Annotated in this window: 13 protein-coding genes; all 13 read left to right on the forward strand. The window is 69.5% G+C overall.

Translation table 11 applies throughout. The features are described from left to right. Positions 1–5: 5 nt before the first annotated feature. The 13 genes from ABT085_RS16990 to nuoN are packed head-to-tail and all read left to right on the forward strand — an operon-like array spanning position 6 to position 15,629. Positions 6–560 carry a NuoB/complex I 20 kDa subunit family protein gene (locus ABT085_RS16990; RefSeq protein WP_152885510.1) on the forward strand — a complete coding sequence of 185 codons (555 nt, stop codon included), beginning with the start codon at positions 6–8 and terminating at the stop codon, positions 558–560. After that, positions 557–1,303, forward strand: coding sequence for an NADH-quinone oxidoreductase subunit C (locus tag ABT085_RS16995; RefSeq protein WP_351607664.1), 747 nt, complete (start codon positions 557–559; stop codon positions 1,301–1,303). Before ABT085_RS16990 ends, ABT085_RS16995 begins: the two co-directional genes overlap by 4 nt. After that, positions 1,300–2,640, forward strand: coding sequence for an NADH-quinone oxidoreductase subunit D (locus tag ABT085_RS17000; protein WP_351607667.1), 1,341 nt, complete (start codon positions 1,300–1,302; stop codon positions 2,638–2,640). Before ABT085_RS16995 ends, ABT085_RS17000 begins: the two co-directional genes overlap by 4 nt. Next, positions 2,637–3,509: an NADH-quinone oxidoreductase subunit NuoE gene (gene nuoE, locus ABT085_RS17005; RefSeq protein WP_351607670.1), complete on the forward strand. Its 873-nt coding sequence runs from the start codon at positions 2,637–2,639 to the stop codon at positions 3,507–3,509. The genes ABT085_RS17000 and nuoE overlap by 4 nt, the downstream gene beginning before the upstream one ends. Further along, positions 3,509–4,855 (forward strand): NADH-quinone oxidoreductase subunit NuoF, encoded by a 1,347-nt coding sequence (gene nuoF, locus ABT085_RS17010; RefSeq protein WP_502982744.1) that lies wholly within the window; start codon positions 3,509–3,511, stop codon positions 4,853–4,855. The genes nuoE and nuoF overlap by 1 nt, the downstream gene beginning before the upstream one ends. Next, positions 4,852–7,356, forward strand: a complete 2,505-nt coding sequence (locus tag ABT085_RS17015) for an NADH-quinone oxidoreductase subunit G (RefSeq protein ID WP_351607674.1) — start codon at positions 4,852–4,854, stop codon at positions 7,354–7,356. The genes nuoF and ABT085_RS17015 overlap by 4 nt, the downstream gene beginning before the upstream one ends. Further along, positions 7,353–8,738, forward strand: a complete 1,386-nt coding sequence (gene nuoH / locus ABT085_RS17020; protein WP_351607675.1) for an NADH-quinone oxidoreductase subunit NuoH — start codon at positions 7,353–7,355, stop codon at positions 8,736–8,738. Before ABT085_RS17015 ends, nuoH begins: the two co-directional genes overlap by 4 nt. After that, positions 8,731–9,333: an NADH-quinone oxidoreductase subunit NuoI gene (gene nuoI, locus ABT085_RS17025; protein ID WP_351607678.1), complete on the forward strand. Its 603-nt coding sequence runs from the start codon at positions 8,731–8,733 to the stop codon at positions 9,331–9,333. Before nuoH ends, nuoI begins: the two co-directional genes overlap by 8 nt. Continuing rightward, the gene (locus tag ABT085_RS17030) at positions 9,330–10,172 is read left to right on the forward strand and encodes an NADH-quinone oxidoreductase subunit J (protein ID WP_351607680.1); all 843 of its coding nucleotides are present in this window, start codon (positions 9,330–9,332) and stop codon (positions 10,170–10,172) included. The genes nuoI and ABT085_RS17030 overlap by 4 nt, the downstream gene beginning before the upstream one ends. Continuing rightward, positions 10,169–10,468, forward strand: a complete 300-nt coding sequence (gene nuoK, locus ABT085_RS17035) for an NADH-quinone oxidoreductase subunit NuoK (RefSeq protein WP_009190046.1) — start codon at positions 10,169–10,171, stop codon at positions 10,466–10,468. Before ABT085_RS17030 ends, nuoK begins: the two co-directional genes overlap by 4 nt. Before the next feature lie 15 nt (positions 10,469–10,483). Next, positions 10,484–12,397, forward strand: a complete 1,914-nt coding sequence (gene nuoL / locus ABT085_RS17040) for an NADH-quinone oxidoreductase subunit L (protein ID WP_351607683.1) — start codon at positions 10,484–10,486, stop codon at positions 12,395–12,397. A 5-nt stretch (positions 12,398–12,402) separates the two neighbouring features. Next, positions 12,403–13,974, forward strand: coding sequence for an NADH-quinone oxidoreductase subunit M (locus tag ABT085_RS17045; RefSeq protein WP_351607686.1), 1,572 nt, complete (start codon positions 12,403–12,405; stop codon positions 13,972–13,974). Further along, the gene (nuoN, locus tag ABT085_RS17050; protein ID WP_351607689.1) at positions 13,971–15,629 is read left to right on the forward strand and encodes an NADH-quinone oxidoreductase subunit NuoN; all 1,659 of its coding nucleotides are present in this window, start codon (positions 13,971–13,973) and stop codon (positions 15,627–15,629) included. Before ABT085_RS17045 ends, nuoN begins: the two co-directional genes overlap by 4 nt. Positions 15,630–15,733: the final 104 nt, after the last annotated feature.

The raw sequence follows: 15,733 nt of genomic DNA on the forward strand, positions 1-15,733 counted from the left end.
GGGACATGGGACTCGAAGAAAAGCTGCCGAGCGGATTCCTGCTGACCACCGTCGAGCAGGCCGCGGGCTGGGTACGCAAGGCGTCCGTCTTCCCGGCCACGTTCGGCCTGGCCTGCTGCGCCATCGAGATGATGACCACCGGTGCCGGACGGTACGACCTGGCGCGCTTCGGCATGGAGGTCTTCCGGGGCTCTCCGCGCCAGGCGGACCTGATGATCGTCGCCGGCCGGGTGAGCCAGAAGATGGCGCCGGTGCTGCGGCAGGTCTACGACCAGATGCCGAACCCCAAGTGGGTCATCTCCATGGGGGTCTGCGCCTCCTCCGGCGGCATGTTCAACAACTACGCGATCGTCCAGGGCGTCGATCACATCGTCCCCGTCGACATCTATCTGCCCGGCTGTCCGCCGCGGCCGGAGATGCTGATGGACGCGATCCTCAAGCTCCACCAGAAGATCCAGACCTCCAAGCTCGGCGTGAACGCGCGGGAAGCGGCCCGGGAGGCGGAGGAAGCGGCGCTCAAGGCCCTGCCCACGATCGAGATGAAGGGGCTGCTGCGATGAGCGACGCGAACGGCCACGGCGACGGGGTGAACCCCGAGAAGGACCTGGCCGCCGACAACCTTCCCGGCCAGCGCGGCCAGGGCGGTGAGCAGATCCGCGTGCAGCGCGGCATGTTCGGCGCCAACAACGGCGGCGACACCAGCGGCTACGGCGGCCTGGTCCGCTCGGTCAGGCTCCCGGGACCGGCGAACCGCCCCTACGGCGGCTGGTTCGACGAGGTCGCCGACGAGCTGGAGGGCGCCCTGGAGGAGCAGGGACTCCTGCCCGGCAACGCCATCGAGAAGACGATCGTCGACCGCGGCGAACTGACCTTCCACATCGAGCGCGAGCATCTGGTGCGCGTCGCCCGCACCCTGCGCGACGACCCGGCCCTGCGCTTCGAGCTCTGCACAGGCGTGAGCGGGGTCCACTACCCGAGCGACAAGGGCCGTGAGCTGCACGCCGTCTACCACCTGCGCTCGATCACCCACAACAGGCTGATCCGCCTGGAGGTCAGCGCCCCGGACAGCGACCCGCGCATCCCGACCCTGGTCCCCGTCTACCCGACGAACGACTGGCACGAGCGCGAGGCCTACGACTTCTTCGGGATCGTCTTCGACGGTCACCCGGCCCTGACGCGGATCATGATGCCGGACGACTGGCAGGGCCACCCGCAGCGCAAGGACTACCCCCTCGGCGGCATCCCCGTCGAGTACAAGGGCGCCCAGATCCCGGCTCCGGACCAGCGGAGGTCGTACTCGTGAGCACGCAGTCAGCATCCGCGGCGTCGGCCGCATCGGCGCGCGAGACCACCGAGGGCACCGTATATACGGTCACCGGTGGCGACTGGGACGAGGTCGTCCAGTCCGCGGCCCGCGCCGACGACGAACGCATCGTCGTCAACATGGGTCCTCAGCACCCGTCCACCCATGGAGTGCTTCGCCTGATCCTGGAGATCGACGGCGAGACGGTCACCGAGGCCCGCTGCGGCATCGGCTACCTGCACACCGGCATCGAGAAGAACCTCGAGTTCCGGACGTGGACGCAGGGCACCACCTTCGTGACGCGCATGGACTACCTGACGTCCTTCTTCAACGAGACCGCCTACTGTCTCGCCGTCGAGAAGCTCCTCGGCATCGAGGACCAGATCACCGAGCGCGCCAAGATCATCCGGGTGCTCCTGATGGAGCTGAACCGGCTCTCCTCCCACCTGGTGTGCATCGCCACCGGAGGCATGGAGCTCGGCGCCACCACGATCATGATCTACGGATTCCGTGATCGTGAAATGATTCTCGACATCTACGAGCTCATCACGGGCCTGCGGATGAACCACGCGTACATCCGCCCCGGCGGACTCGCCCAGGACCTGCCGCCCGGCGCGGTCGACCAGATCCGCGAGTTCGTGAAGAAGATGAGGAAGAACCTCCCGGAGTACGACAAGCTCGCCACCGGGAACCCCATCTTCAAGGCCCGTATGCAGGACATCGGCTATCTCGACCTGGCCGGCTGCATGGCCCTCGGCGCCACCGGCCCGATCCTGCGCTCCACCGGTCTGCCGCACGACCTGCGCAAGGCGCAGCCGTACTGCGACTACGAGACGTACGACTTCGAGATCCCGACCGCCGACTCCTGCGACGCCTACGGCCGCTTCCTGGTCCGGCTGGAGGAGATGCGCCAGTCGCTCTCGATCGTCGAGCAGTGCCTGGACCGGTTGCAGCCCGGTCCGGTCATGGTCGCCGACAAGAAGATCGCCTGGCCCGCCCAGCTCGCCCTGGGACCGGACGGACTGGGCAACTCCCTCGACCACATCAAGAAGATCATGGGCACCTCCATGGAGGCCCTGATCCACCACTTCAAGCTGGTCACCGAGGGCTTCCGGGTACCGCCGGGACAGGCGTACGCGGCCGTCGAGTCGCCCAAGGGAGAGCTCGGGGTGCATGTCGTGTCCGACGGCGGCACCCGTCCCTACCGGGTCCACTTCCGTGACCCGTCCTTCACCAACCTTCAGGCCATGGCGGCGATGTGCGAGGGCGGCCAGGTCGCCGACGTCATCGTCGCCGTCGCGTCCATCGACCCCGTGATGGGAGGCGTCGACCGGTGACCACCAGTTCTTCGGAGCGAGGCGTCAGCCTGGGCATGCCCGAACTGCCCGCGCCCGGCTACCCGGACGACGTCCGAGCCCGGCTGCAGGCCGACGCCCGCGAGATCATCGCGCGCTACCCGGACTCCCGGTCGGCCCTTCTGCCGTTGCTGCATCTCGTGCAGTCGGAGGAAGGACACGTCACGCGCACCGGGATGCAGTTCTGCGCGGACGTGCTGGACCTGACCACCGCCGAGGTCACCGCGGTCGCGACCTTCTACACGATGTACCGGCGCAGGCCGAGCGGCGACTACCAGGTGGGCGTCTGCACCAACACCCTGTGTGCGGTGATGGGCGGCGACGCGATCTTCGAGACCCTCCAGGAGCACCTGGGCGTCGGCAACGGCCAGACCACCGAGGACGGCAAGGTCACCCTGGAGCACATCGAGTGCAACGCGGCCTGCGACTTCGCGCCGGTCGTGATGGTCAACTGGGAGTTCTTCGACAACCAGACCCCGGGCAGCGCCAAGCGTCTCGTCGACGACCTGCGCGAGGGACGGCCGGTCGTGCCCACGCGCGGGGCACCGCTGTGCACCTTCAAGGAGACCGCGCGGATCCTGGCGGGCTTCCCCGACGAGCGGGAGGGGGCCGTCGAGGCCGGCGGCAGCGCGGGACCCGCGTCACTGGTGGGCCTGCGCCTGGCCAGGGGGGAGGCCGCACCCGCGCGTGTGGTCCATCCGCGCGACGGCGGTCCGCACGACGAGCCGCGGGACAGGGCCGTGCACGAGCCCTCGCCCACCGAGCACCTGAGCTCGCACGACGCGCCGCAGGCCACATCGGCCTCCGACCCGTCCCACCCGGCAGGGCCTGCCGCCGAGGAGGGGGAGTGATGACCTTGGCACCCGAGCTGAAAGACATGAGCCCCGAGAAGCTGCTCGCACCCGTGCTGTCGTCCTTCTGGGACGAGGACGGGTCCTGGACGCTGGACGTCTACCGAAGGCACGAGGGATACGAGGGGCTGCGCAAGGCGCTCGCGATGTCCCCGGACGACCTGATCGCGTACGTCAAGGACTCCGGTCTGCGCGGCCGCGGCGGCGCGGGATTCCCGACGGGAATGAAATGGCAGTTCATTCCCCAGGGTGATGGAAAACCGCATTATCTGGTTGTCAACGCCGACGAGTCGGAGCCGGGGACCTGCAAGGACATCCCGCTCCTCTTCGCGAACCCGCACAGCCTCATCGAGGGCATCGTGATCGCGTGTTACGCCATCAGGTCGTCGCATGCCTTCATCTATCTGCGTGGTGAGGTCGTCCCGGTGCTGCGGCGGTTGCACGAGGCCGTGCGTGAGGCCTACGCGGCCGGCTACCTCGGCGAGAACATCCTGGGCAGCGGCCTCGACCTCGAACTCACCGTGCACGCGGGCGCGGGCGCGTACATCTGCGGTGAGGAGACCGCACTGCTCGACTCGCTCGAAGGCCGCCGTGGTCAGCCGCGGCTGCGTCCCCCCTTCCCCGCGGTCGCGGGCCTCTACGCGTGCCCGACTGTGGTGAACAACGTCGAGTCGATCGCGTCGGTTCCCGCGATCCTGCAAAAGGGCAAGGAATGGTTCAGGTCGATGGGCAGCGAGAAGTCCCCGGGCTTCACGCTCTACTCGCTCAGCGGCCATGTCGCCAGCCCCGGCCAGTACGAGGCCCCGCTCGGCATCACACTGCGTCAGCTCCTGGAGATGAGCGGCGGGATGCGCCCGGGGCACCGGCTGAAGTTCTGGACGCCCGGCGGCTCCTCGACTCCGATGTTCACCGACGAGCACCTCGACGTCCCTCTTGATTACGAAGGAGTGGGCGCCGCGGGTTCCATGCTCGGCACAAAAGCTCTCCAGTGCTTCGACGAGACGACCTGTGTCGTGCGAGCCGTGACGCGCTGGACCGAGTTCTACGCCCACGAGTCCTGCGGCAAGTGCACGCCGTGCCGCGAAGGCACCTACTGGCTGGTGCAGCTGCTGCGCGACATCGAAGCGGGCAAGGGCGTCATGTCCGACCTCGACAAGCTGAACGACATCGCCGACAACATCAACGGCAAGTCGTTCTGCGCCCTCGGCGACGGCGCCGCCTCGCCGATCTTCTCCTCGCTCAAGTACTTCCGCGCGGAGTACGAGCAGCACATCACGGGCCGTGGCTGCCCCTTCGACCCGGCCAGGTCGACGGCCTGGGCCGACCGTACGGAGGTGAACGCATGACCGTGACCACCAGCGCTCCCTCCGGAGGGGGAGAGGCGGCACTCCCGCCCGAGGACCTCGTCTCGCTGACCATCGACGGAGCGGAGATCAGCGTGCCCAAGGGCACCCTGGTCATCCGGGCCGCCGAGCAGCTCGGCGTCGAGATCCCGCGCTTCTGCGACCATCCCCTCCTGGATCCGGCCGGCGCCTGCCGGCAGTGCATCGTCGAGGTCGAGGGCCAGCGCAAGCCGATGGCGTCCTGCACGATCACGTGCACGGACGGGATGGTGGTGAAGACCCACCTCACCTCGCCCGCCGCCGAGAAGGCCCAGCACGGTGTGATGGAGCTGCTCCTCATCAACCACCCGCTGGACTGCCCGGTCTGCGACAAGGGCGGCGAGTGCCCCCTGCAGAACCAGGCGATGTCGCACGGCAACGCCGAGTCCCGCTTCGAGGGCCGCAAGCGTACGTACGAGAAGCCCGTCCCGATCTCCACGCAGGTGCTGCTCGACCGCGAGCGGTGCGTGCTGTGCGCGCGCTGCACCCGCTTCTCCAACCAGATCGCCGGCGACCCGATGATCGAGCTGCTCGAACGGGGTGCGCTCCAGCAGGTCGGCACCGGCGAGGGTGACCCGTTCGAGTCGTACTTCTCCGGGAACACCATCCAGATCTGCCCGGTCGGGGCGCTGACCTCGGCGGCGTACCGATTCCGCTCCCGCCCCTTCGACCTGGTCTCCTCGCACTCCGTGTGCGAGCACTGCTCCGGCGGCTGCGCGACGCGCACCGACCACCGGCGCGGCAAGGTCATGCGGCGCCTCGCGGCCCCCGATCCGGAGGTCAACGAGGAGTGGATGTGCGACAAGGGGCGCTTCGCGTTCCGGTACGCGCAGACCCGGGACCGGATCGAGACGCCGCTGGTGCGCAACGCCGCCGGTGTCCTGGAGCCCGCGTCCTGGCCGGAGGCGCTGGAGGCGGCGGCCCAGGGACTGGCCGCTGCCCGCTCCCGGGCCGGTGTCCTGGCCGGCGGCCGCCTCACCGTCGAGGACGCCTACGCCTACAGCAAGTTCGCGCGCGTGGCGCTCGACACCAACGACATCGACTTCCGCGCGCGCGTGCACAGCGGCGAGGAGGCCGACTTCCTGGCCGCGCGGGTCGCAGGGCGCGGCCGTGACCTCGACGGTACGGGTGTCACGTACACGTCCCTGGAGAAGGCGCCCGCCGTCCTGCTGGTCGGGTTCGAGTCCGAGGAGGAGGCCCCCGGCGTCTTCCTGCGGCTGCGCAAGGCCTGGCGGACGCACGGGCAGAAGGTGTACGCGCTGGCGACGTACGCCACCCGCGGCCTGGAGAAGGCGGGCGGCACGCTGCTGCCGGCGGCTCCCGGGACCGAGACCGAGTGGCTGGACGCGCTGGCGAGCGGCGTGGGCCTGGAGGAGGGCGGCAACGCCGCGGCCGAGGCACTGCGCACCGAGGGTGCGGTGATCGTCGTCGGCGAGCGGCTGGCCGCGGTGGCGGGCGGACTGACCGCGGCCGTCCGGGCCGCCGGGGTGACCGGCGCGCAGCTGGTCTGGATCCCGCGCCGGGCGGGAGAGCGCGGCGCGGTCGAGGCGGGTGCGCTGCCGACCCTGCTGCCGGGCGGGCGCCCGGCCACCGACCCGCGCGCGCGTGAGGAGGTCGCGGCCGCCTGGGGCGTCGCCGAGCTTCCGCACCGCTTCGGCCGTGACACCGGGCAGATCGTCGAGGCCGCGGTCGCGGGCGAGCTCCAGGCGCTGGTGGTGGCGGGCGTGGAGGTCGCCGACCTGCCCGACCCGGCACGCGCGCGTGAGGCACTCGCCGCGGTCGGCTTCCTGGTGTCGCTGGAGCTGCGGCCCAGCGAGGTCACCGGGTACGCGGACGTGGTGCTCCCGGTGGCGGCGGTCGCCGAGAAGGCGGGCAGCTTCCTCAACTGGGAGGGCAGGGTCCGCTCCTTCGAGGCCGCGCTCAAGCCCGACCAGCTCACCCGTCGGCTCGCTCCCGGCGACGCGCGCGTGCTTCACATGCTCGCCGACGCCATGGACGTCCACCTGGGCCTGCCGGACCTGCGCACCGTCCGTGCGGAGCTGGACCGGATCGGCGCGTGGGACGGGCCGCGGGCCTCGAACCCCTTGCAGACCGCGGGTGTGCTGGCGCGTCCGGCGGCCGGTGAGGCCGTGCTCGCCGGGCACCGGCTGCTGCTCGACCAGGGCGTCCTCCAGCAGGGCGACGACGCGCTCGCGGGCACCCGGCACCCGGCACGCGCGCGTGTCTCGGCCGCCACGGCTGCCGAGGCGGGCGTCAAGGACGGAGACCTGCTGGCCGTGACCGGTACCGCCGGGACGGTCGAACTTCCGCTGGAGGTCACCGAGATGCCCGACCGGGTGGTCTGGCTCCCGCTGAACTCCGCCGGCGGAGGCGTCGCCTCCGACACCGGGGCGCAGCCCGGCTCCCTCGTCCGCATCGGCCCGGCGACGCTCGCCGCCGAAGCTCCCAAGGAGGTGGAGGCATGAGTCCGTACCTCGCCGCTGAAGACCTCTCGATGTTCGGCCACGACCCCTGGTGGCTGGTCGTCGTCAAGGCGGTGTTCTGCTTCGCCTTCCTGATGGTGACCGTGCTGTTCTCCATCGTCTGGGAGCGCAAGGTCGTCGCCTGGATGCAGCTGCGCATCGGCCCCAACCGGCACGGCCCCTGGGGCATGCTCCAGTCGCTCGCCGACGGCATCAAGCTGATGCTCAAGGAAGACGTCATCGTCAAGCGCGCGGACAAGGTGGTCTACGTCCTCGCACCGATCGTCGCGGCCATCCCGGCCTTCATGGCGATCGCGGTGATCCCCTTCGGACCGGCCGACAACGAGATCTCGATCTTCGGCACGCGCACCACGATGCAGCTCACCGACCTGCCGATCGCGATGCTCTACGTCCTCGCGGTCGCGTCGGTCGGCATCTACGGGATCGTGCTGGCGGGCTGGAGTTCCGGATCGACCTACCCGCTGCTCGGCGGTCTGCGCTCCTGCGCGCAGATGATCTCGTACGAGATCGCGATGGGCGCCGCGTTCGCGTCGGTGTTCCTCTACTCGGGGTCGATGTCGACCTCGACGATCGTGGAACAGCAGCACGACCGCTGGTACGTCCTGCTGCTGCCGGTCTCCTTCGTGATCTACATCATCACGATGATCGGCGAGACCAACCGGGCCCCGTTCGACATGCCGGAGTCCGAGGGCGACCTGGTCGGCGGCTTCAACACCGAGTACTCGTCGATCAAGTTCGCGATGTTCATGCTCGCCGAGTACGTCAACATGGTGACGGTCTCGGCCGTGTCGACCACGCTGTTCCTGGGCGGCTGGCGGGCCCCGTGGCCCATCAGCACCTTCTGGGAGGGCGCGAACCACGGCTGGTGGCCGATGCTCTGGTTCGTGGTGAAGGTGCAGCTGCTGCTGTTCGGCTTCATCTGGCTGCGCGGCACACTGCCCCGGGTCCGCTACGACCAGCTGATGAAGCTCGGCTGGAAGGTCCTCATCCCGGTCTCCGTCGTCTGGCTGATGCTCGTGGCGACCGTGCGGACCCTGCGCAACGAGCACTACGACTTCGCCGACATCGCCCTGTACGTCGGCGGCGCCGTCCTCGTCCTGCTGCTGCTGTCCTTCGTCGCCGACCTCTTCCGCGACAAGGCGGAGAAGGCCGGGGAGGCCGGGCGGACCGCCGAGGAGGCGGCCGGCTTCGACCCGATGGCCGGTGGATTCCCCGTACCCCCGCTGCCGGGCCAGGAGCTGCCGCCGGTGCCCCGGCGCCGCCCGCACCGCGAGCGGGAGTTGATTGTCAGTGGTGGGTCCGACACTGCGAGTGACGGATCGATCGGCGGAACTCGTGACGGAAAGGAGGCGTCCGATGGCTGAGGAGCCCAAGGAGACCAAACCCGGTTTCCAGAACCCCGTGGCCGGCTTCGGCGTGACCTTCAAGGCCATGTTCAAGAAGCGGCTGACCGAGCAGTACCCGGAGCAGCAGAAGACCACCGCTCCGCGCTTCCACGGGCGGCACCAGCTCAACCGTCATCCGGACGGCCTGGAGAAGTGCGTCGGCTGCGAGCTGTGCGCCTGGGCCTGCCCCGCCGACGCCATCTATGTGGAGGGCGCCGACAACACGGACGAGGAGCGCTACTCGCCGGGCGAGCGGTACGGCCGCGTCTACCAGATCAACTACGCCCGCTGCATCCTGTGCGGCCTGTGCATCGAGGCGTGCCCCACGCGCGCGCTGACGATGACGAACGAGTTCGAGCTGGCCGACTCCAGCCGCGCGAACCTCATCTACACCAAGGAGCAGCTCCTCGCCGGACTCGACGAGGACATGGTCGACACCCCGCACGCCATCTACCCGGGGATGGACGAGCAGGACTACTACCTGGGGCTGGTCACCGAGGCCGCTCCCGGCACGGAGCGCCAGGTCGCCGTCTCCAAGGGCGAGCAGCCCGGGGAGAAGGAGGTGAAGGCATGAGCGCGCAGCTCGCCGCCTACTCGACCTCCACCGGAGAGGCCTTCCAGTTCTGGGTCCTCGGCTCGGTCGCGCTGATCGGCGCCCTGTGCACCGTCTTCATGAAGAAGGCCGTGCACAGCGCGCTCTGCCTGGCCGGCACCATGATCATCCTGGCGGTGTTCTACCTCGCCAACGGCGCCTACTTCCTGGGCATCGTGCAGATCGTCGTCTACACCGGCGCGATCATGATGCTGTTCCTGTTCGTGGTGATGCTCGTCGGCGTGACGGCGGCGGACTCCCTGAAGGAGACCATCAAGGGCCAGCGCTGGCTGGCCCTCGTCAGTGGTCTGGGCTTCGGCATCCTGCTGCTGGCCGGCATCGGCCACGCCTCCCTCACCGAGTTCGACGGCCTGGGACAGGCCAACGCGAACGGCAATGTGGAGGGGCTCGCCGCGCTGCTCTTCACCAAGTACGTCTTCGCCTTCGAGATCACCGGCGCGCTGCTGATCACGGCCGCCGTCGGCGCCATGGTGCTCACCCACCGCGAGCGCACCGAGCGCGCGAAGACGCAGCGCGAACTGGCCGAACAGCGGGTACGGGAGGGCAAGCACCTGCCGCCGCTGCCGGCGCCGGGTGTCTACGCCCGGCACAACGCCGTGGACATCGCGGGCCTGCTGCCCGACGGCACCCCGTCCGAGCTCACGGTCAGCAAGACGCTGCGCGAGCGCGGCCAGATCCGTGACGTGTCCACCGAGGCGCTCAACGACCTCCGTGCGCTGGAGCAGCGTGCCGAGGAGCGCCTGGAGCGGACGGAGGTCGAACCGGCGACCTTCCGGCGGACCGAGGAGGCGTCGAAGTGAACCCCGTGAACTACCTCTATCTCGCGGCCCTGCTGTTCACGATCGGCGCCACCGGCGTACTGATCCGGCGCAACGCCATCGTGGTCTTCATGTGCATCGAGCTCATGCTGAACGCCTGCAACCTCGCGTTCGTCGTCTTCTCCCGGATGCACGGCAATCTCGACGGCCAGATCATCGCCTTCTTCACGATGGTCGTCGCCGCAGCGGAGGTCGTGGTGGGTCTGGCGATCATCGTGTCGCTGTTCCGGTCCCGCCACTCGGCCTCGGTCGACGACGCCAGCCTGATGAAGCTGTAAGGGGTCGGAAGAATCGTGGAGAACCTGATCGCGCTGCTGATCGCGGCGCCTCTGCTCGGAGCGGCCGTCCTGCTGGTCGGCGGCCGGCGGCTGGACGCCGTCGGTCACTGGATCGGCACCGCCCTCGCGGCCGCCTCCTTCGCCGTCGGAGTCGTCCTCTTCGCCGGCCTGCTCGGCCGCGGCGCCGAGGACCGGACGCTGACCCAGCACCTGTACAGCTGGATCCCGGTCGAGGGCTTCCAGGCGGACGTGGCCTTCCGCCTGGACCAGCTGTCGATGACCTTCGTGCTGCTGATCACGGGCGTCGGCTCGCTGATCCACCTGTACTCGATCGGGTACATGGAGCACGACGAGCGGCGGCGCCGCTTCTTCGGCTACCTGAACCTGTTCCTGGCGGCGATGCTGCTGCTCGTCCTCGCCGACAACTACCTTCTGCTGTACGTCGGCTGGGAGGGCGTCGGCCTCGCCTCGTACCTGCTGATCGGCTTCTGGCAGCACAAGCCCAGCGCGGCCACCGCGGCCAAGAAGGCCTTCCTGGTCAACCGCGTCGGCGACATGGGTCTGTCGATCGCCATCATGCTGATGTTCACCACCTTCGGGACCTTCGCCTTCGGTCCGGTGCTCGGCAGCCAGGAGCACCCCGGCCTGGCCGGCGGTGCGACCGGCGGGAAGCTCACCGCCATCGCCCTGATGCTGCTGCTCGCGGCCTGTGGCAAGTCCGCCCAGGTGCCGCTCCAGTCCTGGCTCGGGGACGCGATGGAGGGCCCGACCCCGGTCTCGGCCCTCATCCACGCCGCGACGATGGTGACCGCGGGCGTGTATCTGATCGTCCGGTCCGCGGCGATCTTCAACGGCAGCCCCGACGCGCAGCTCGTGGTCACCGTGGTCGGCGCCGTCACGCTCCTGTTCGGTGCGATCGTCGGTTGCGCGAAGGACGACATCAAGAAGGCGCTGGCAGGCTCGACCATGTCGCAGATCGGCTACATGGTGCTCGCCGCGGGCCTCGGCCCCATCGGCTACGTCTTCGCGATCATGCACCTGGTCACCCACGGCTTCTTCAAGGCCGGACTGTTCCTCGGCGCCGGTTCGGTCATGCACGGCATGAACGACGAGGTCGACATGCGCAAGTACGGCGGCCTCAGGAAGTACATGCCGGTCACCTTCGCGACCTTCAGCCTCGGCTACCTCGCCATCATCGGCTTCCCGGGCCTGTCCGGCTTCTTCTCCAAGGACAAGATCATCGAGGCGGCCTTCGCCAAGGGCGGCACCGAGGGCTGGATCCTCGGCGGCGCGGCCCTGCTCGGCGCGGCCGTCACGGCGTTCTACATGACGCGCGTGATGCTGATGACGTTCTTCGGCGAGAAGCGCTGGCAGCCTGACGAGCACGGGCACGAGCCGCACCCGCACGAGTCGCCCAGGTCCATGACGATCCCGATGATCGTGCTGGCCTTCGGATCCGTCTTCGCGGGCGGCCTGTTCAGCATCGGCGACCGCTTCCTGAACTGGCTGGAGCCCGTCACCGGGCACGCCGAGGGCGACTCTCCCCTCAGCCCGACGACGGTCACCCTGGTCACCACGGCCCTGCTCGTCGTCGGCGTCGCCCTCGCGTACGCCCAGTACGGACGGCGCCCGGTCCCGGTCACCGCCCCGCGCGGGTCGCTGCTCACCCGGGCCGCCCGCCGGGACCTGTACCAGGACGACTTCAACCACGTCGTCCTCGTGCGGGGCGGGGAGCACCTGACGCGCTCCCTGGTGTACGTCGACCACACCCTGGTCGACGGCGTCGTCAACGGCACGGCGGCCTCGGTCGGCGGCCTCTCCGGACGGCTGCGCCGGCTGCAGAACGGCTTCGCGCGGTCGTACGCGGTCTCGATGTTCGGCGGTGCGGCACTCCTCGTCGCCGCGACCCTGCTGATGAGGGCGGTCTGATACCGATGTCCTTTCCACTGCTGACAGCGACGGCGGCACTGCCGGCCGTCGGGGCGATCGCCACGGCCGCCGTGCCGGCCGCCCGGCGCAACGCCGCCAAGGCACTGGCGCTGCTCGTCTCGCTCGCCACCTTCGCTCTGGCGATCGTCGTCCTGGTCCGGTTCGACCCGGGCGGCGACCGGTACCAGCTCACCGAGTCCCACGCCTGGATCAAGGAGTTCGGGGTCAGGTACGAGCTGGGCGTGGACGGCATCGGGGTGGCGCTGATCGCGCTGACCGCCCTGCTGATCCCGTTCATCGTCCTCGCGGGCTGGCACGACGCCGACCCGCTGGAGACCGGAAGCCGCCGCTGGCGGCCGACACAGGGCTTCTTCGCCCTGATCCTGGCCGTCGAGGCGATGGTGATCCTCTCCTTCGAGGCCACCGACGTCTTCCTCTTCTACGTCTTCTTCGAAGCCATGCTGATCCCGATGTACTTCCTCATCGGCGGCTTCGGGGACCGTGCCCACGAGCACGGGGAGGCGGCCGCGTCCACGCAACGCTCGTACGCGGCGGTGAAGTTCCTCCTCTACAACCTGGTCGGCGGTCTGATCATGCTGGCCGCGGTGATCGGCCTCTACGTGGTGGCCGGCAATTTCAGCCTCCAGGAGATCGTGCAGGCGCGGGCGAACGGCTCGCTGCACATGGCGACCAGCACCGAACGCTGGCTGTTCCTGGGCTTCTTCTTCGCCTTCGCGGTGAAGGCCCCGCTGTGGCCGCTGCACACCTGGCTGCCCAACGCGATGGGGGAGGCCACCACTCCGGTCGCCGTCCTCATCACGGCGGTGGTCGACAAGGTGGGCACCTTCGCGATGCTCCGCTACTGCCTCCAGCTCTTCCCGGAGGCCTCGAAGTGGGCGACGCCCGCCATCCTCGTACTGGCGCTGATCAGCATCATCTACGGCGCGCTGCTCGCCGTTGGGCAGCGCGACATCAAGCGGCTGGTGGCGTACGCGTCGATCTCGCACTTCGGGTTCATCATCCTGGGCATCTTCGCGATGACCAGTCAGGGCCAGTCCGGCGCCACGCTCTACATGGTCAACCACGGGATCTCGACGGCCGCGCTGATGCTGGTCGCGGGCTTCCTGATCTCCCGGCGCGGCTCCCGGCTCATCGCCGACTACGGCGGTGTGCAGAAGGTGGCCCCGGTCCTCGCGGGCACCTTCCTGATCGGCGGTCTGGCGACCCTCTCCCTGCCGGGTCTGGCGCCCTTCGTCAGCGAGTTCCTGGTGCTGGTCGGCACGTTCGCGCGCTATCCGGCGGTCGGCATCATCGCCACCTTCGGCATCGTCCTCGCCGCGCTCTACACCCTCGTCCTCTACCAGCGGACGATGACGGGCCCGGTGAAGGCGGAGGTCGAGGCGATGCCGGACCTCAGAGCCCGTGAACTCCTGGTCGTCGCGCCGCTGATCGTCCTGCTGATCTTCCTGGGTGTCTACCCGAAGCCCGTCACGGACATCGTCAACCCGGCGGTCAAGCAGACCCTTTCCGACGTCCAGAAGAAGGACCCCCAGCCCGAGGTGGAGGCGGCCAAGTGAGCGCAACAGCCGTCCACAGCCTGTGGACAACCGCGGCAACCGCGGCCGGCCCGATCTCGAAGATCGAAACGCCGAAGATCGAATACGGGCAGCTCTCGCCCACCCTGATCGTGGTGGGAGCCGCGATCATCGGGGTGCTGGTCGAGGCGTTCGTGCCCCGCAAGTCCCGCTACTACGCACAGCTCTTCGTGTCGGCGGTGGCGCTCGTCGCCGCCTTTGCCGCGGTGATCGCACTCGCGGCCGGCGGCTACGGCACCACCAAGGCGCACATCGCGGCGATGGGCGCGATCGCGGTCGACGGGCCGTCCCTGTTCCTCCAGGGCACGATCCTGCTGACCGGCCTGGTCGGCCTGTTCACCTTCGCCGAGCGCCGCCTCGACCCGCAGGCGCACGGCAACCGGGTCGACTCGTTCGCGGCACAGGCCGCGTCCGTGCCCGGCAGCGACAGCGAGAAGGCGGCCGTGAAGGCCGGGTTCACCACCACCGAGGTCTTCCCGCTGCTGCTCTTCGCGGTCTCCGGCATGCTGGTCTTCCCCTCGGCCAACGACCTGCTGACGCTGTTCGTGGCCCTGGAGGTCTTCTCGCTGCCGCTGTACCTGCTCTGCGCGCTGGCCCGCCGCAAGCGGCTCATGTCGCAGGAGGCCGCCGTCAAGTACTTCCTGCTCGGCGCCTTCGCCTCCGCGTTCACGCTCTTCGGCATCGCCCTGCTGTACGGGTACGCGGGCTCGATGTCGTACGCCACCATCGCGCAGGTCGTCGAGGGCCGGGTCACCAGCGTCGACCCGGCGCTCGCCGGCACCATGGGCAACGACGCGCTGCTGCTCGTCGGCACCGCACTGCTCGCCATGGGCCTGCTGTTCAAGGTGGGCGCGGTGCCGTTCCACATGTGGACGCCGGACGTGTACCAGGGCGCGCCGACCCCGGTGACCGGATTCATGGCGGCGGCGACCAAGGTCGCGGCCTTCGGCGCGCTGCTGCGGCTGCTGTACGTCATCCTGCCCGGACTGCGCTGGGACTGGCGGCCGGTCATGTGGGGCGTCGCGATCATCACGATGCTGGGCGGCGCGATCGTCGCGATCACCCAGACCGACATCAAGCGGCTGCTGGCGTACTCGTCGATCGCGCACGCGGGATTCATCCTCGCCGGTGTCATCGCGACCACGCCGGACGGTGTGTCCTCGGTGCTGTTCTACCTGGGCGCGTACTCGTTCGTGACGATCGGCGCGTTCGCGGTCGTCACCCTCGTGCGCGACGCGGGCGGCGAGGCGACGCACCTGTCCAAGTGGGCGGGGCTCGGCCGTAGGTCGCCGCTGGTGGCGGCCGTGTTCGCGGTGTTCCTGCTGGCCTTCGCGGGCATCCCGCTGACCTCCGGCTTCGCCGGGAAGTTCGCCGTGTTCCGGGCGGCGGCGGAAGGCGGCGCGGCCCCGCTGGTCGTGGTCGGTGTGATCTCGTCGGCGATCGCGGCGTTCTTCTACATCCGGGTGATCGTGCTGATGTTCTTCAGCGAACCGAAGCCGGAGGGCCCGACGGTCGCGGTGCCGTCGCCGCTGACGATGACCGCGATCGCGGTCGGCGTGGCGGTGACCCTGGTGCTCGGTGTGGCACCGCAGTACTTCCTGGACCTGGCGAGCCAGGCGGGGGTGTTCGTGCGCTGACACGATCCGCGCCGGCACGACGGCGGCCCGGCCCCCGCGGTGGGTGGCGGGCCCCCCGGCGGCGGGGGCGAGTCGCCGCCGCGCCGGGACGTGATTCCGGGGTG

The organism is Streptomyces sp. NPDC002265 (assembly GCF_040296125.1).
GTDB lineage: Bacteria > Actinomycetota > Actinomycetes > Streptomycetales > Streptomycetaceae > Streptomyces.

What these genes read in the sequence shown, in the direction of transcription:
- ABT085_RS16990 (WP_152885510.1), top strand. Translation starts at nt 6, where the DNA reads ATGGGACTCGAAGAAAAGCTGCCGAGCGGATTCCTGCTGACCACCGTC.
- nuoH (WP_351607675.1), top strand. Translation starts at nt 7,353, where the DNA reads ATGAGTCCGTACCTCGCCGCTGAAGACCTCTCGATGTTCGGCCACGAC.
- ABT085_RS17030 (WP_351607680.1), top strand. Translation starts at nt 9,330, where the DNA reads ATGAGCGCGCAGCTCGCCGCCTACTCGACCTCCACCGGAGAGGCCTTC.
- ABT085_RS17045 (WP_351607686.1), top strand. Translation starts at nt 12,403, where the DNA reads ATGTCCTTTCCACTGCTGACAGCGACGGCGGCACTGCCGGCCGTCGGG.
- nuoF (WP_502982744.1), top strand. Translation starts at nt 3,509, where the DNA reads ATGACCTTGGCACCCGAGCTGAAAGACATGAGCCCCGAGAAGCTGCTC.
- ABT085_RS17015 (WP_351607674.1), top strand. Translation starts at nt 4,852, where the DNA reads ATGACCGTGACCACCAGCGCTCCCTCCGGAGGGGGAGAGGCGGCACTC.
- ABT085_RS16995 (WP_351607664.1), top strand. Translation starts at nt 557, where the DNA reads ATGAGCGACGCGAACGGCCACGGCGACGGGGTGAACCCCGAGAAGGAC.
- nuoI (WP_351607678.1), top strand. Translation starts at nt 8,731, where the DNA reads ATGGCTGAGGAGCCCAAGGAGACCAAACCCGGTTTCCAGAACCCCGTG.